The 16,613-nt window shown below is 41.0% G+C and carries 17 protein-coding genes and 1 pseudogene; 14 read left to right on the forward strand and 4 right to left on the reverse strand.

All coding sequences use genetic code 11. The features are described from left to right. The 5 genes and pseudogenes from FTU06_RS14610 to FTU06_RS14630 form a co-directional block, all read left to right on the forward strand. Positions 1-106, forward strand: a pseudogene (locus tag FTU06_RS14610) (IS5/IS1182 family transposase); the annotation flags it as partial. A 3-nt stretch (positions 107-109) separates the two neighbouring features. Continuing rightward, complete coding sequence (locus FTU06_RS14615; RefSeq protein ID WP_180147317.1) at positions 110-799, forward strand: tetratricopeptide repeat protein; 690 nt, start codon at positions 110-112, stop codon at positions 797-799. Between the two features lie 382 nt (positions 800-1,181). Beyond that, positions 1,182-2,390, forward strand: a complete 1,209-nt coding sequence (locus FTU06_RS14620) for an FAD-dependent oxidoreductase (protein WP_180106265.1) — start codon at positions 1,182-1,184, stop codon at positions 2,388-2,390. Continuing rightward, positions 2,387-3,631, forward strand: coding sequence for an FAD-dependent monooxygenase (locus FTU06_RS14625; protein ID WP_180147320.1), 1,245 nt, complete (start codon positions 2,387-2,389; stop codon positions 3,629-3,631). Before FTU06_RS14620 ends, FTU06_RS14625 begins: the two co-directional genes overlap by 4 nt. Before the next feature lie 174 nt (positions 3,632-3,805). Then, on the forward strand, positions 3,806-4,054 hold the full coding sequence (locus tag FTU06_RS14630) for a hypothetical protein (protein ID WP_078189169.1): 249 nt from the start codon (positions 3,806-3,808) through the stop codon (positions 4,052-4,054). Positions 4,055-4,188: 134 nt separating this feature from the next. On the opposite strand, the gene FTU06_RS14635 is transcribed toward FTU06_RS14630, so the two are convergent. Both FTU06_RS14635 and rsmI read right to left on the reverse strand, forming a co-directional pair. Then, complete coding sequence (locus FTU06_RS14635; protein ID WP_180147323.1) at positions 4,189-4,611, reverse strand: hypothetical protein; 423 nt, start codon at positions 4,609-4,611, stop codon at positions 4,189-4,191. A 104-nt stretch (positions 4,612-4,715) separates the two neighbouring features. Further along, positions 4,716-5,558 carry a 16S rRNA (cytidine(1402)-2'-O)-methyltransferase gene (gene rsmI, locus FTU06_RS14640; RefSeq protein ID WP_078189168.1) on the reverse strand — a complete coding sequence of 281 codons (843 nt, stop codon included), beginning with the start codon at positions 5,556-5,558 and terminating at the stop codon, positions 4,716-4,718. A gap of 10 nt (positions 5,559-5,568) precedes the next feature. Here rsmI and FTU06_RS14645 point away from each other — a divergent pair, with 10 nt between their 5' ends. Genes FTU06_RS14645 through FTU06_RS14660 form a run of 4 tightly spaced genes read left to right on the forward strand, consistent with a single transcriptional unit; the run spans position 5,569 to position 8,624 of the window. Then, positions 5,569-6,513 carry a penicillin-binding protein activator gene (locus tag FTU06_RS14645; RefSeq protein WP_180147326.1) on the forward strand — a complete coding sequence of 315 codons (945 nt, stop codon included), beginning with the start codon at positions 5,569-5,571 and terminating at the stop codon, positions 6,511-6,513. A 46-nt stretch (positions 6,514-6,559) separates the two neighbouring features. Next, the gene (locus FTU06_RS14650; RefSeq protein WP_180024208.1) at positions 6,560-6,967 is read left to right on the forward strand and encodes a YraN family protein; all 408 of its coding nucleotides are present in this window, start codon (positions 6,560-6,562) and stop codon (positions 6,965-6,967) included. 60 nt (positions 6,968-7,027) lie between these two features. Then, complete coding sequence (locus FTU06_RS14655; RefSeq protein WP_180147329.1) at positions 7,028-7,726, forward strand: BON domain-containing protein; 699 nt, start codon at positions 7,028-7,030, stop codon at positions 7,724-7,726. 25 nt (positions 7,727-7,751) lie between these two features. After that, positions 7,752-8,624: an alpha/beta hydrolase gene (locus tag FTU06_RS14660; protein ID WP_180008944.1), complete on the forward strand. Its 873-nt coding sequence runs from the start codon at positions 7,752-7,754 to the stop codon at positions 8,622-8,624. A gap of 286 nt (positions 8,625-8,910) precedes the next feature. On the opposite strand, the gene FTU06_RS14665 is transcribed toward FTU06_RS14660, so the two are convergent. Next, a complete protein-coding gene (locus FTU06_RS14665; protein WP_168378073.1) occupies positions 8,911-9,843 on the reverse strand; it encodes a hypothetical protein in 933 nt (310 codons plus the stop codon). Between the two features lie 266 nt (positions 9,844-10,109). Between FTU06_RS14665 and FTU06_RS14670 the strand changes: the two genes are divergently transcribed. Next, complete coding sequence (locus tag FTU06_RS14670; RefSeq protein ID WP_373684709.1) at positions 10,110-10,598, forward strand: YaiI/YqxD family protein; 489 nt, start codon at positions 10,110-10,112, stop codon at positions 10,596-10,598. Positions 10,599-10,602: 4 nt separating this feature from the next. After that, complete coding sequence (locus tag FTU06_RS14675) at positions 10,603-11,508, forward strand: DMT family transporter (RefSeq protein ID WP_180147332.1); 906 nt, start codon at positions 10,603-10,605, stop codon at positions 11,506-11,508. A 7-nt stretch (positions 11,509-11,515) separates the two neighbouring features. Here the strand turns inward: FTU06_RS14675 and FTU06_RS14680 are convergent, their stop codons facing one another. Next, entirely contained in the window at positions 11,516-12,085 is a 570-nt protein-coding gene (locus tag FTU06_RS14680) for a PilZ domain-containing protein (RefSeq protein WP_078192054.1), read from the reverse strand. A 28-nt stretch (positions 12,086-12,113) separates the two neighbouring features. Here FTU06_RS14680 and FTU06_RS14685 point away from each other — a divergent pair, with 28 nt between their 5' ends. From FTU06_RS14685 to FTU06_RS14695, 3 genes are all read left to right on the forward strand, one after another. Then, positions 12,114-13,349 carry a lipoprotein-releasing ABC transporter permease subunit gene (locus FTU06_RS14685; RefSeq protein WP_078190389.1) on the forward strand — a complete coding sequence of 412 codons (1,236 nt, stop codon included), beginning with the start codon at positions 12,114-12,116 and terminating at the stop codon, positions 13,347-13,349. Continuing rightward, positions 13,342-14,025, forward strand: a complete 684-nt coding sequence (gene lolD / locus FTU06_RS14690) for a lipoprotein-releasing ABC transporter ATP-binding protein LolD (RefSeq protein ID WP_111883937.1) — start codon at positions 13,342-13,344, stop codon at positions 14,023-14,025. The genes FTU06_RS14685 and lolD overlap by 8 nt, the downstream gene beginning before the upstream one ends. Before the next feature lie 108 nt (positions 14,026-14,133). Beyond that, the gene (locus FTU06_RS14695) at positions 14,134-16,593 is read left to right on the forward strand and encodes a DNA internalization-related competence protein ComEC/Rec2 (RefSeq protein ID WP_180147335.1); all 2,460 of its coding nucleotides are present in this window, start codon (positions 14,134-14,136) and stop codon (positions 16,591-16,593) included. Positions 16,594-16,613: the final 20 nt, after the last annotated feature.

Here is a 16,613-nt window from a genome sequence, read left to right on the forward strand (position 1 = left end):
AACCTTCAAAATTCTTGCTGAGCGATATCGCAATCGAGGCAAAAGACTAGCATTAAGATTCAATCTAATTGCTGGAATTTATAACTTGGAGCTGAGTGAAAAATGACTTATGAAAGAAATCTACTATTATTATTTTAGCGAAAAGGATCATTTAATTTATCATACTCAATTGGTTCGGCTGTTATTGATTGAACTCTTTAAAATCTATGTCGGTTTTGAAATCTTTGATAGTGATTATAATCCAGTAAAGAAAATAAAGTTTAAGTATAACAATCAGCGTACTTATGATGATTATTTAAGTTTAGCATCAAGAGGGGATATTGCAGCCCAAATTAAATTGGGTGAAATGTATGAAATGGGATGCGGCGTCGAAAAAAATGATTTAACAGCACAAGGATGGTATCAAAAAGCGGTTGATCAAGGGGATGATGCGGCGATGCTGAAGTTAGCAGCGCTGTTGTTCAAAGAACCATGTAAAACAGAGGTTCATATTGCTTTAGATCTACTGAATCAGTCAGTGGAAAAGGGAAATATAAACGCAAGAACGGCCCTTGCTGAAATATATGAAAAGGGCGAAATTCTTGATCAAGATTATAATCTAGCTATGAACTTGTACAAGCAATCGGCAAAACAAGGCTGTGCAATTGCCCCCTATAAAATTGGTTTAATGTATGAGCTGGGTAATGGTGAAAATCTAGACTTAAAGATAGCAAAGCGCTGGTATCACCAAGCGGCGAATGCTTTTAATCAAGATGCAGAAATTCGATTACAGAAATTAATCCAGTATTTTAATGCTTAACTTCCTAAGCACCTTATTTAAATTACTGATGTTACTGCGTAACATCAGTTAGGCAGAATAACAAGGCACTTTTTATGAAGGGCGATGTGAATCATTTGAATGAGGAAGCTGATGCTTGAAATTAAAATGATCTGTGGTTGAGCCGGAAATTTAATCGGCTCAGTCATTTTTATTGTGATTTTAAGTGATTCGCTATTTTTTGAGATGAATATTTACGGCGAGAGATGATTTATTTTGTATTTATTCAGTGCAAATACCCGCAACAAATTTGTATTTCATTATAAAAAATCATGCCCTTGATGTAAGATAAAATCCATTACAGATTATATGTATTTCGAGTGAATTTCCTAAATTCGAATACTTGATAAAAAAGGAAGTAAGCATGCAGCAAGAAGTCATCATTGTCGGTGGTGGTATGGTCGGTTTAAGTCTGGCACTCATGTTGGCCAAAGCCAAAATTGGCGTAAAACTTTTAGAAGCCATTAAATACCCAAATTATGATGATGCAAACCTTGCGCCTTATCACTCTAGTTTTGATGCGCGAAACAGCGCCTTGTCACGCCGTACGGTGCAGATTTATCAAGAACTTGGCCTGTGGAGTGCTTTGCAGGAGCACGCCACGCCTATCTTAGAAGTGAATATTACAGAGCAAGGCAGTTTTGGTAAGGCACGACTCAAAGCAGAACAAGAAAAAGTCGAAAGCTTTGGACAAGTTATTGAAAATGCATGGCTCGGCCGTGTGTTGCTCACAGAAGTCAAAAAAGAACCGCTGATTGAATTAATTGATGGCGTACAAGTGACTTCACTGACGCAAGATGCAGACTTTGCATATATAGAAGCACAGCGTGCTGAAGAACAGCTCAAGCTGCAATCTAAAATCGTGATCGCAGCAGATGGTCGTGACTCATTCTGCCGTAAAGCCTTAGGTATTGGTGCATCGGTGCATGACTATGACCAAGTGGCGATTGTCACTACGGTGCAAACCTCTAAACCACATGGACATGTCGGTTTCGAGCGCTTTAGTCCGCTCGGTCCGTTAGCGCTGTTGCCACTTCCGGGTGAATACCGCCGTTCAGTGGTTTGGCCAGTGCCTAAAGGAACTGAAGGCGAGTGGATGGGTGATGAAAATGATCAGCACTTCTTAGATGCTTTACAAGAAACCTATGGCGACCGTGCAGGTAAATTCCAAAAAACAGGTAAACGTTTCAGCTTCCCATTATCCCAAGTGCTTGCAGAAAAACAAGCTGTCGGCCGTGTGGTGCTGATGGGCAATGCAGCGCATACCATTCACCCAGTTGCAGGTCAGGGCTTTAACTTATGTATGCGCGATGCCTATGTACTGCGCCGTTATTTAACAGAGCAAGTTGAAAAAAATGCCGATTTGGGTGATGCAGCTATGTTGCTGGATTATGAAAAATCGCGCCTGACCGATCAGCAGCGGGTGATTAAATTCTGTGATTCAGTTGTTCGTGGTTTTAGCAACCAGAACCCATTTTTAAAATTGATTCGCAATACTGGATTAGTTGCCTTTGACACCATTCCGGGGATTAAGCCTTTGGTCGCGAATTATGCAATGGGGCTAAAAGCATGAGTTTAAATCAAACAAATGTACTGGATGCCGTGATTGTCGGCGGCGGCTTGGTCGGTGGCTTAACGGCATTGCTGTTGGCGCAAGGCGGTGTGCAGGCTACGGTATTGGATGCGGCATCTATTTTGGATGTAGAAAAAACCAAAAGTGTTGCGAATCCTCGAGTTTTGGCGCTCAGTCAAGCCACTATTCATTTACTCAAGACCGTGGGTGTTTGGGAAAAGCTTGCTCGTCAGCAGCCTTATACAGGCATGCAGGTGTGGAATAAAAATGGCTATGGCGAAATCAATTTTGGCCATGCTACAGAGCAAACGCCATCAGTTGAGCAAGCTTTAGGTTCAATGGTCGAACCAAGTGTTTTGAATTTAGCTATTCAAGAAAAAATGCTAGAACAACTCGAAGACTACCGAACCCAAGTCAAGGTAAGTCGAGTTGAGCGTGGCGTTGGTGTATGGATCATTCACCTCGCAGATGGTACCCAGCTCAAAACAAAACTGGTGATTGGAGCAGATGGTGCAAACTCATTTGTCCGAGAACAAGCTTTCATCGATCTAGATGTCTTGGACTATAAACAGGCGGGTGTGAGCTGTGCAATTAAAACCGCCCAACCGCATCAGCATGTAGCGCGTCAAATTTTCTTAGAAACTGGGCCTTTGGCATTTTTGCCGATGGCGAGTCTGAAAAAAGAAGAAAGCGGTTATTGGCAATCCATTGTGTGGACCTTACCAGATGATTATGCCGATGAATATGTCGCTTTATCCGATGTGGAATTTACTGCGTTGCTCACTCGAGAAAGCCATCACATGCTCGGCGAGGTCTTAGAAGCAACACCGCGTGCTAAATTTCCATTGAAAGCGCGAGCAGCACAGCAATATGTGCATGATGGTCTGGCGTTGATTGGTGATGCGGCCCATGTGATTCATCCGCTTGCAGGACAAGGCGTGAATATTGGTTGTTTAGATGCAGCAGTGCTTTGCGATGTGCTTTTGACCGATAAAAAACGGGGTGTGTGGGCACATGAACAAAGTTTGAAGCGATATGAACACCGTCGTAAAGGGCAAAACGATGCCATGATGCATAGTATGTCCGCGATTGGTTGGTTAGAAACCACCACTTTTTCACCTGTGGTGTGGGCGCGAAACTTTGGTTTAAAACAAGTGGAAAATCAGACTGTTCTAAAAGATGCGTTTATGGCTCAAGCCAATGGTCTGAGTATTTTAAAAGATACAATCTACGCAGCTTAGGTCAAAGTCTGATATTTTTTAGACAGTCGTATAAACAAGGTTACGATTTTGATTAAAAAAGATACGATTTTTTGATTGTGGGTACTAGTCGAAATGCTCAGAGATTGCTAAATTTCTGTTAATTTAAAACCAGCCATTCGCTGGCAAACAGAAGTCATTCGCGGGGAGAACACAATGACTGATATGAACGATTATGATGATCCAGAAGATTCAGTAGTTGATGAAGATGAAGCACAAGCAGCTGAAAAAGGTGCAGGTGACGCAGCTGATTCTGCCTCTGATGGTGACACCTCTGAAGCTGAAACATTAACAGTGACTGCAAAACTAAAACAACGTCAGGCGCTTGAAGATGAAGTTGCTGCGTTCTTAGCGCGTGGTGGTCGTATTACCGAAGTCCCTCCAGACGAATCGGCAAAAGATTAAAAATGAAAAAACACCACGTCATGTGGTGTTTTTTTTTGCTTCATTCGCTTGTGCGAGGATGCATGTCATTCAGTTCTTAACTCTGTAGCATGTTTGCTCAAGAAGTTAAGTCGTTAATAAGATGTGAAGTCGCTTCAAGCCGTCTTTGGCTTCATATATTTACGACTGATCGCGTAAATAGGATAGAACACAAAATGCAGTAAAAGCAAAAACATACAATTAATAATAAATGCAGCAATATACGGCGGTGCATGCATGGCCGCCACAGCAGCGACAAAAGATTGAAAAAGTAATACCGCACTCAAAACGACATAAGCCCAATAACGATGCCTATCCCAAAATTGGCTCAGTTTCAGTAAATTACCGACTACAAAATAGAGGGAACAATATCCACAGACCATCGCAATCGCGCTATGATCGGCCGTCATTTGCTCGCCACTAATATAGTGCGGATAGGGTTGAATGCCAGTATAAATAATATATGCAAGGGCCGTGAGCCAAACCAGATTAAAGAGAATGAACACCAGCGGTTTTTTGACAGACAGATTTATGGACATGTAATAAACAACTTTTTTCATTCTATTTAAATTATTGTAAGGAATAGCTTATGGAACCCGTAGGTCCCATAAGCGGTTCAAATTAAAAATAAAAAAAATTAAGCTTAATCGTTCGCTTGGGTTAACTCTAAAGCACGTTGATAGGCCACTTTCTTTTTAATCCCAGTTAAATCTGCAGCCAACTGAGAGGCAGCTTTAACGGACAAATCTTGAAGTAAACGTGTTAGCAATTTGTCTAACTTTTCTTGCTCTAGGTCTTTTTCTTCGGTCGCACCACCAATCACCAAAACGATTTCGCCTTTTTGCTGATTGTGATCAGATTCGACAAAATGAACCAATTCACCCAAAGACATTTTTTTAATAGTTTCAAATGTTTTGGTAATTTCACGTGCAAAGCCCACAGGACGATCTGCACCAAAGACATTCGACATATCTTTTAGGCAATCCACAATACGGTGCGGCGCTTCATAAATAATCATGGTTTGAGTTTCGTCTTTCAGTTTTTCCAATGCTAGAAGACGTTGTGACTGTTTAGAAGGTAAAAAGCCTTCGAAACTAAAACGGTCACTGGGTAGGCCGACAGCACTGAGAGCAGCAATGGCAGCACAGGCACCCGGTACAGGAATGACACGAATATTTTTTTCTTGTGCAGCACGAACCAGTTTAAAGCCGGGGTCACTGATCAATGGTGTGCCTGCATCACTGATCAGCGCCATATTTTCACCCTTTTCTAGGCGTTCAATCAGCTGGTCTATTTTGTTGCTTTCGTTATGGTCGTGGCAGGCGGTTAAAGGTGTATTGATACTAAAATGTTTAAGTAATTGTGCTGAAGTTCGTGTATCCTCGGCGGCAATAATTTTAACCGACTTCAATACCTCAATTGCACGATAACTAATATCATCTAAGTGCCCGATTGGAGTTGCAACAACAAATAACTGAGCACTCATAGGTTTCTCCATGTTGGATAATAAGAACAAAATTTTGGGTCTTTGCCTTTTAAGCAGTATGTTTACTGCTGCACAGGCAGACGTCTTGGTCATTCTACCTGAATCTGGTCCTATGGCGCGAGCCGCATCCAGTATTAAGCAAGGTTTCAATAGCGCATATCAATCATCAGACTACAAAGTGCCCATTAAGTTTGTAGATTCAAATCAAAAGCAAATTGCAGTGATATTGAAGCAACAGGTAAATAAAAAAACTCAATTGGTGATTGGCCCTTTAGCACGTCAAGACGTTGAAGCACTTGTAAAGGCAAAGCCTAAAGTCCGCGTGTTGGCTTTAAATGAAACGACGAGCCAAATTCCCAATGTTTGGCAGTACAGTTTATCGAAACGTGATGATGCCTTAGCACTTCAAAAAGTCTTTGAAAAAGACAAGTTAGCGCAAGTGCTTGTTCTACGTCAGCCTGCAACAGAGGCAGAACATGAATTATTGCTCATGTCCTTAATCAGCCAAAGTTCAGTACCTATTCAAGTGGTTGAACAACTCCCAACGAAGCTAGACAAAAATCAAGGGGTGCTGTTGCTGGGCAATAATGAATGGTTAAACAGTCAAAAAAAACTACCCAAAACGAAACTATATAGCGTCGCCAATGCGATTGAAGCCACTAAGCCCATTCCTGTAGGGCTGAAATTTTGTGATGCACCTGCCTTACATGATGCGCGTTGGCCAGACCTGATCCGAGCTTATGAGGAAAATCCAGTAGATATGCCATATCAACGTCTTTTAGCTTTTGGTGGGGACACATGGCATATCGCAAAACAATATTTGCAAGAACCGAAATTAAAAAGCATTGAGTTTCAGGGACGAACAGGGCTAATCAAAATTAGTCAAAACAATATTCAGCGTGTTCCTCACTGCTATGAGCGAAGTAAAAAAGGCATCGTGGCGATCTCACTTTAGGGATGAAACGATGCAGCTAAACTTAGAGCAGATGAATTTGGGACAGATGAATCTGGGGCAGTGGGCAGAACGGCAAGCGCTGCGTTTGGTTGAGCAGCAAGGCTATGTACAAGTGCAACAGAATTATCATAGTCGTTATGGTGAAATTGATTTGATCGTTGCACGTGGTCAAGAATTGGTATTTATCGAAGTTAAAGCCCGTTCGAATACCCGTTATGCTCAAGCCGTTGAAAGTATCTCTATTCACAAACAACGTAAGATGATGAAGACTGCGTTGCATTTTTTAAATGAACAGTCACATTTTCAAAATTATTATTGTCGCTTTGATGCAATTTGTTTTGATTTTTATCAACACTTTGCAAAAACACTACAGCAAGACTTTTCTAAATACCCGTATCATCAGCAATGGATTGAAAATGCTTTTACTTTTGATCAAGAGTTGATTAATCTTTGATAAAACAAACTGTGTAAACGCATAGAAAAATACGTGTGGAAATTTGAGGAGTCGTGCTGAGTGGTTAAGCGTATTGCAATAATGATGCTTTGTGTCGCAAGTTTATCTGGCTGTGCGAGTTTTATTTCGAATGGAACAGGATCAGCACCTGTAGGAACTGAAAGCGGCGCACGCTCATTGGGACAAGTTTTTATTGACTCTTCCATTGTTCGAACAGCAAAAATTAACTTATATAAATTAGATACTCGTTTTAAACAGTCACGTGTCAATATTGAAAGTTTTCATGGCAATGTCTTATTGACTGGGCAAGTGCCAGATAATCATTTAAAAGAATTGGCAGAAGAAAATGTCCGTTCAATGAGTGATGTCAAAACTGTACATAACTATATTACAGTGGGTAATCAGATCAGCTATAGCACCATCATGCAAGATACTGCGGTCACTGCGAATACCCGTGGTTTGATTATGAAAGCGCCTGTGGTATCTGACAGCAAAGTACACATTCATACTGAAGATGCTGTTCTTTATGTGATGGGCCGTTTAAACAGTGCGGAAATCACAGACTTAAATCAAATCTTGCAACAAGTGGGTAATGTAACGCGAATTATCACTTTAATCGATAATATTGATCAGAACCCAAATCCACAGGCACGTTCAATTAACTCAAGTTACACCACACCTGCTGTAGGTAATGTGCAACCTGAAGTACAAACGCCTGTAGCGATAGATCCGGATGCTGTCGATCCAAATGCTCAATAAAATGTCGGAAATGATGCTGTAAAATATGAATCAATGGTCTCTGCGGCTTCAGCAAAAAATGGATTTGGCTAAATCTTTATATCGAAATTTTCGGTTATATGATTTTGGCAGTTATGCATTAAATCGACTGACACCCAAACAAGGATATCATGTTCAAAACAATATCCCTTATGGTCTAAAAGCGCGCCATCGCCTAGATTTGTATCGCACGTCAGCACCTCGTCAGCAACGTCCACTCATCGTGTTTGTACATGGTGGAGCGTGGATGCATGGTGACAAAAAGGATTATGGATTCATTGGTGAAGCTTTTGCCAAAGAAGGCTTCGATGTTGCTGTCATTAATTACCATCTCGCACCTGAATATATTTTTCCGGCTTCAATTGATGATCTTAGCCTTGCATTAAACTATTTGACGCAGTCTCAGCATAAGTTGCAGATTGAAGTGGAAAATGTGGTGTTAATGGGACATTCGGCAGGGGCATTTAATGTCATGTCTGCACTGTATCATCCGACGCCTTATCAGCTACAAGTGAAAGAGAATATTCGTGCAATTGTGGGATTGGCAGGGCCATATCATTTTGATTATAAAGGTGATCCGATTTGTGCAGATGCCTTTGATCAAAATGTACCTTATCAACAAGTGATGCCATATTATTTTGTTGAGCATAATCAAGTGAAGCATTATCTATTCACTGCGGACAAAGACAATATCGTTGGCTATAGCAATAGTGAAGATTTAGATCGTCGATTAAAAGCCTCAGGCAACCACAGTCAGTTGATTCAAATCCCACGTGTTGGGCACATCACGATGATTGGTTCAGTTTCGAGTTTATTTAGTCGCTTCTTTAAAACCAAAGCTGAAATCATGCGTGTACTCGATGAAATTAGTCCACGCTAGTAGATAGCTTTCATAAGTCAAAAAAATGATCATTAATTCGTAGCAAGATTAATACTGAAAGCCCTTCTTCCTCTAAGATGAGGGAAATTTTTCATATAAATCCTCTCCTTCTTGCGCGTAATTATGCTCATCCTTGAAAAGGAGAGGGAATATTTTTTGTGAATTAAGTATTGATTTAAAATTGATTTATGAAAGAAGTTTAGTGTTTGACGTTAAATACTAATTTAAGTAATAAAAAAAACCACCATATTTTGGTGGTTTTTTTCTTCTTAGATTTGAATTCCAATTAGGCAGATTTCGCGTAAATATTGGCTTGTATCCACAGATTGCCACGAATATATTGCCCAACATTGAAATCTTTATGCGCCGGATTTCGTGTTGCAACACGAACAATCACCGCTTCTTGGTTTTCTTCGTGGATTAAGGTCACATCATACAGCGTATAGTCTTGCTCTTTAAATTGCATGGCAGTTTTGCCAACAATATGCCCTTGGAACCAAGCTTCATCTTCTTGTCCGAGGTTTTCACCATATAGGTATGCAACCATTTTAGAAAAATCGACGGTGACTGGTGCTTTGTCATCTTCAGACTTCGGTTGCCACGCTTTAATCTGTTCGTGTAAGTCTGCAGGGGCAACACCATTATTTGCTGTCAAGATATCGTTTAAAGCACGATGATGTTTTATCGATGCAGGATCGTCAACGACGAGCTGTTCATGTTCAGCGACAGCTTCAAGTTCATAGGCCCAAGCATTGAGTTGCACACTGTAGCTTGCATCTTTTTCATATTGGTCGTGATTGACGCTATATAAACTATCAAAAGCATACACACTGGTATTTGCGCCTAAGTCGAGGCAAAGCACAGCTTGCGTATTGGATTTACAGGTAATAATACGTTCAATGGTGGCTTTGGTTTTATATGGGCTATCAAAACTTGGAAATGCAGTTTTAACCGCTTTAGGTTTATTATTTTCTACCGCAATCACTTGGCACAGTTGAATCGACGCTTGTGATGGACCTTGAATCAGCCAGGTACTTTGATCCATATCAGATTCTTGTGCGCATAAGCCCATCGGCATAATGGGTGCATCTAATGCCTGACCCAGCCAAACTGGTACATCCGTTGTCGGGTTGCCTGTAAGCAAATTCCAATGTTCAACATGACTACCAAAAGTTTGATCTTCAATAGTGATAATTTCAGGGCTATTTTGTTTTTTCATATGCACAATTGATATTGGGTTGGTTTCATAATTAATAAATCGAGGGTTATTTGAAATTTTCAAGTCACCGACGTCATATTTATCATGAAATCATGCATAAAAAATGTTTTCAGTAGGATTTAAATGTAAAAGCATTGGAAAATAAGCCCAAGTTGGAGTCAATTTGCAGCTTTTCGATTCTCATGATTAGAGAAATGTAGATCCATTCAGCGGATGCAGATCCCCAAATTGTCATGTAGATTTGTTACTATGAGTCATGTTTAAAAGTGAATGGAAAATCAGTGCTGCCATTTAAATTATGGGTGGATGCAGATGCGTTACCACGCATTTTACGTGATGTAATTATTCGGGCTTCTGATCGTTACCAGTTAGAAGTCACTTTTGTCGCCAATCAAAATGTTGGGATAACACCTTCGGTGCGGATTAACTCGATTCAAGTCATGAGCGGGGCAGATGCAGCGGATAAAGAAATTATTCAGCGCATGAAAGAGCACGACATCGTAATGACACAGGATATTCCACTTGCTGCTGAAGTGATTGAGCTGGGCGGTATAGCGATACATCCACGCGGTGAGATTTATACCACAGCAAATGTCAAAGCACGTCTACACTTGCGCGACTTTATGGATACATTACGGGGCGCAGGTGTGCAAACCGGTGGTCCAGCCCCGATTTCTGAACGTGATAAGCGCGAATTTTCCAGTAGCTTAGATCAAACCATTCAAAAGCAAAAACGCAAAACGGCACAGAAGTAAAACCATGCCATCTAAAACAAACCTCGCGACGACCTATGCGTTGTTGGTGTTCATTTGGTCGACCACGCCACTTGCCATTGTTTGGAGTGTCAGTGATATCAATGCGTTTTGGGCACTGACATTACGCTTTTTTATCGCATTACCCTTGGCTGTCGCATTATTGTTTATTTTTAAACATAAACTGCCGATGGATAAAACCTCGCTGCACAGTTATTTGGCAGGGGCGTTTAGTTTTATTGGTTCTCAGATTTTTACCTATATGGCAACAGCCTATCTCAGCTCAGGCATTATTGCCCTGATGTTTGGTTTAGCACCAATTATGACGGGTCTGATCGGTCGTTTCTTCTTTCATACCTATCTACATCGCTTGCAATGGATGGGGATGTTGATTGCCGTCTGTGGTTTAGCCATTATTTGCTTAGGCGGCAGTGATCAGCACGTACAGCCTGTTGGTATTGTCTTAATGTTAATGAGTGTCTTCGTCTACTGCATGTCGATTTTTTGGGTGAAAAAAGTCAATGCACCATTACAGCCTATGTCTCAGGCCACGGGTTCGATTCTTATCTCAGCCCTATTTTCTGCTGCAATGCTACCGTTTATTTGGCAGTATGCACCTACACAGATGCCTTCGACCAAAGCGCTCATTGGCTTATTTTATGCAGTGATTATGGCTTCATTGATTGCGATGTTTTGTTATTTCAAACTGGTACAAAACATTAAGGCGGCAACTTTATCTTTAACAACAGTTCTCACACCGATGCTCGCGATGTTGTTCGGGGCACTGTTAAATGATGAAAAATTGACCTTGATGGTTTTACTTGGTGCTGTGATTCTATTATCAGGCTTGTTTGTTTATTTTTATAAAGATTTTCGGGCGAACAGAGAGCTCGCCCACAAATTAAAACATTGATTAAAAATCACTCTTTGTTTTGGGTCAGTGCGATACACTCTGCAAGTTTGACGCGGTCTTGAGGGAGCAGCGTGATAAAATAGGCACCCGTACGGTACAAGTTGCTTTCTTCTTCACGGCTATAAACCACTTGTGCAGTTGCCGCAATATGGAAGAAATTTTCAGGGTGGCTTAAGGTCACATGGATATAAGTACCTTCTTTAATCGCGCGTTCGCTAAAAAAGCTCAGACCGGTCTCTGAAAAATTCACATGCTCAGGCACTGGTAACATGCTTTGTACAATTGCGTCGTATAAAGAACCCGTAATAAGGTTTAACTTTTGGTTAAATAAGGATAAGATTCGAGCAATTTGTTGATCTTTCTCAGCTAATTGTTCTAATTCGTAGTTGAGTGCATGATCAAATTGATCTAATTCAGCAAGTAGTAGAAAATAGCGCGGCAATACAAAATTAGGATCGTAAGGATCATTCAGTGCAACATCATCAGAGATAATCTGATAGTTGATGCGCAAAGCAGCATCGATACGCGACATTACACGGCGTTCAGTTTGAACGCTTTGATGCTGTAAGTTTTCCATAATATATATTACCTCGGACTAGATGGTTATGTTTAAACCAATCTCGCTGTATATAGGGTTGAGATACACTCGCGCTCGGCGCAGTAACCACTTTATTTCTTTTATTGCTCTGGTATCCATGATCGGCCTCACGCTTGGTGTGGCAGTCCTTATTACAGTTTTATCTGTGATGAATGGTTTCGATCGTGAGCTGAAAACTCGTGTCTTAGGAATGATACCTCAAGCCACTGTTTCTTCAACACAAATTTTAACAAATTGGCCTGAACTTGCAAAAAAAATTGAGCAACATGAGCATGTTCAAGGGGTCGCACCATTCACCCAATTACAGGGAATGTTGACGGCACAAGGTCAAGTGTCTGGCATTATGGTCAGTGGGATTGAACCGCAGTATGAAAAAAAGGTATCAATTATCCAAGACCATATGGTGGAAGGCAGTATCGATAACCTGAAAAAAGGTGAGTTTGGTATTGTCCTTGGCAAGCAAATGACAGATGCCTTAGGTTTAGGCTTGAATGACAGTGTGACCTTGGTGCTTCCCGAAGCAACTCCTTCGCCGGCTGGGGTCGTTCCGCGTTTTAAACGATTTAAAATTGTGGGTATTTTCAGTATTGGTGCAGAGGTTGATTCGATGATGGGCTATGTGGCCCTGAACGATGCGTCAACTTTATTAAGACTGCCAGATGGTGCACAAGGCATCCGTATGAAGTTGGATGATATTTTTGCAGCACCACAAGTCTCTCAAGAAATTGTGCGTGATCTACCAGCAAACTTCTATGCTTCAGATTGGACTTATACACACGGCAACCTATTTAGTGCGATTCAAATGGAAAAGGCAATGGTAAGTTTATTGCTGTTCCTGATTGTATTGGTTGCAGCATTTAATATTGTGTCTTCATTGGTGATGGTGGTCACTGATAAAAAATCCGATATTGCCATTTTGCGTACACTAGGCGCTTCACCGGCTACAATCACACGGATCTTCATGGTGCAAGGTACAGTGATCGGGGTGATTGGTACGGTGTCTGGGGCAATTTTAGGGATTATTGCTGCATCGAGTATTAGTAATTTAGTCGGTTGGTTGAATACCACACTGGGCTTAAATATGTTTGATGCTTACTTCATCAACTATTTACCGTCTTATTTAAGATGGCAAGATGTTGTGGTGATTGTGTCCTTATCATTGGGTCTTAGCTTTATCGCGACTATTTATCCGGCTTTACGTGCAGCCAAAGTTCAACCTGCAGAGGCTCTACGCTATGAGTAATTTAGTTTTAGATGCCCAAAACATTACCAAATCTTTTACTGATGGTAAGTCTACAGTCGATGTAATTCGCGGACTTTCATTACAAGTCAAAGCAGGTGAGTTTGTTTCAATTGTTGGTTCAAGTGGCTCTGGTAAAAGTACGTTGTTGCATGTATTGGGTGGCTTGGATCGTCCAACATCGGGTCAAGTGTTGATTAATGGTCAACGCTTTGACACTTTAGGTGAAGCAGAGCGTGGATATATCCGTAATGAGCATTTGGGTTTTGTGTACCAATTCCATCACTTGTTGCCTGAATTTACCGCGTTTGAAAATGTGGCGATGCCATTAATGTTACGTAAGTCGAGTAATTTCAAAGAAGTCAAGCAGCAAGCTGAATACCTGTTGGAACGTGTTGGACTTTCGCATCGTATGACGCACAAACCTGGTGAGCTTTCAGGCGGTGAACGTCAACGTGTGGCTTTGGCTCGTGCATTGGTAGCAAAACCTAAGTTGATGATGGCTGATGAGCCAACAGGGAACTTAGACCGCAAAACCGCAGTAAAGATTTTTGAGTTGCTATCTGAGTTGCGTAAAGAATTTAACATGGCCATGTTAATCGTGACCCATGATGAATATTTAGCTCAATCTGCTGATGCGATTTTGCATATGCAAGATGGTTTATGGGTAGATGACTAAGCGCTAAATTGATTTTGTAAAAAAAATTAGTGGATTAAGATTGTTTGATTGAAGCTCACCGCGGTGGGCTTTATTATTGCCAGCACATAATAAAAATAATGACGACTCATGTTACAAAGTTTTTGTATTGGCTGGATTTTAGGTATTTCTTTTATGGGGTTCATGTTTTGGAATCCACAACTCTCGACAGCTCAGTTGCTTTTTATTGTCCTGATTTGGCTAGTGCTACAGCTCTACATTTCACCAAAACTAAAAAGTATCTTTTCGAAAATCTTACAGCTCAGTGCAAATCTTTGCATAGGTGCAATTCTCGGCTTTAGTTTCGCCAATACTCAACTCGATCAGCGTTTGGCATTGGTTGAACATCAGAGCAGACAAGGCGAGTTTATTGTGTATATCCCACAGATCAGCCAACTCAAAGACCAAGCAATTCAGCAAAAAATTGAAGTGCTCAATGTGAATCAGCAGATTCAACATTTTATGGCGTATTTACCCAATTCAATTTTGCAAAATAATGAACAGACGATTCAGTTGGTCCCTGGACAATACTATCGTATGTATGGTGAGTTACGGCCTACGCAGAGTTATGTGACAGAAGGTGCATTTGATCAAGAACGGTGGAGCATACAGCAAAATATACATGCCAGTTTAAAGGTGAAGTCGGTGGAATTAATACCACCTCAACATATGACTGCGATGGGTTATGGCCAGCAATATCAACGACATCAAGGTGTGTTACATCAGTTCAAAATAAAAGTCGAAAAGCAGCGTTTATATTTAAGAGCGTTTATATACCAACAACCGCTGCAGAATCATGGCTTGCTGTTAGCGCTGCTTACAGGTGATAAAAGTTTACTCACTGAAGGCACCAGTGAATTATTTCAACGCTTTGGGATGAGTCATTTATTGGCGATATCTGGTCCACATGTACTTGTTTTTGCCAGTATGCTTTGTTGGGCGATGCAGTTAGCTATTCGAAAATATTGTCCCAAAATCTATCTCAAATGGCCCAAACAATATGTATTGGTCGTGCCCTTTATCTTCTGTGTCCTTCTATATTGTGCTTTTACTGGCTTTGAAATACCGGCGCTAAGAACGCTGACGATCTGCCTTGTCGCAAGTAGCATGCTTTTGTTACGGCAAACCATTCAGCCTTTTCAATTGCTGGTTTTTAGTGCTGCTATATTATTGCTTGTGGATCCCTTTAGTATTTTATCCGCGGCATTTTGGTTGTCTTATGGCGCATGCTTTATTTTACTGCGGATTTATCAAACCTTAAGGAAGCATTTACTGGCTCAAGCGGAAGCCAGTTTTTGGCAAAAGTTAAAGTATTCACTGTGGTTGATGGTGGAATCACAATGGAAAATCTTTTTCGCCTTATTTCCATTGATGGTGATTTTTTTCAAGCAAGTGACTTGGATTAGCCCATTAAGTAATTTATTCGCCATCCCGTGGTTAGGGGCTGTGGTGGTTCCTTTAGATATCATCGGAGGGGCACTTTCATATATTTCTACACCTTTGGCGCATTTGGTCTTTTTATTCAATGATCTGTGTTTAGAAGTGTTACATGTATTTCTCTATGGCTTAGATCGACTCTTTGCACCACAAATGCAAGATGTCGCATTGACGTCCACTCAGATCGTACTGTTGATACTCGCCATAGTAATCTTATTTTTACCTGAAGGAATCTTGCCAAAATATTGGGCGGTCATTGCCTTTTTTGCTCTGTTTATCCCATGGAGAAATTCAGCAAATTTTCAGCTTTCAATTTTAGATGTGGGGCAAGGGCAGGCGATCTACATCCGATCTGTAGATCATCATATGATGGTGGACTTCGGTGGAAACTATGATGAAAATAAATTTAGTGTTGGGCAAAATATCATCCGGCCATTTTTGAGTGTGCAAGGTGTCCATCGACTAGATCGGGTGTTATTGACTCATTTAGATCAAGACCATAGTGGTGGCTTTTTCTCATTGGAGCAACAGCTTGATATTGGACAGCTTTCAAGTAATGAGCGGGTACAAACCATAAACCAAGCTCCACAGCGCTTATGTCAGCGTGGTCAGCAGTGGAATTGGGATCAGCAAGTATATTTTGAAATACTCTCGCCAAAGCCTGAAGATCTGACAAATGCTCAATGGAATGCCAATGAACGTTCTTGTGTTCTATATGTCACGGTCAAAGGCGTCAATGGCCCACGACATTTTCTATTGATGGGGGATGCGGGTTGGGAGACGGAATATCAAATGTTAAGTGATTATCCAGACCTAAAAGTCGATGTCTTGGTGCTTGGACACCATGGTAGTCGGCACAGTTCATCCTATGCGTTTTTAAACCATTTTAAGCCCAAGTTGGCGATTGCTTCTGCGGGGCGATTTAATCGTTATGGACATCCTGCAAAGATGACCCAAACACGACTCAAACAATTGGATATTCCACTCTTACAGACCGCACAAAGTGGAAGTATTCATTTCAAGCAAAATAAACAGCAAATCGAGTTGATCGAAGAGCGAACAAAGTATAAATGGCTTGATCTATATCGCAGCCTATCAAAAGAATCCGAATAGAGAAACTCGCTCAAGGGCAA

The organism is Acinetobacter sp. YH12052, assembly GCF_013419835.1.
GTDB classification, from domain to species: domain Bacteria; phylum Pseudomonadota; class Gammaproteobacteria; order Pseudomonadales; family Moraxellaceae; genus Acinetobacter; species Acinetobacter amyesii.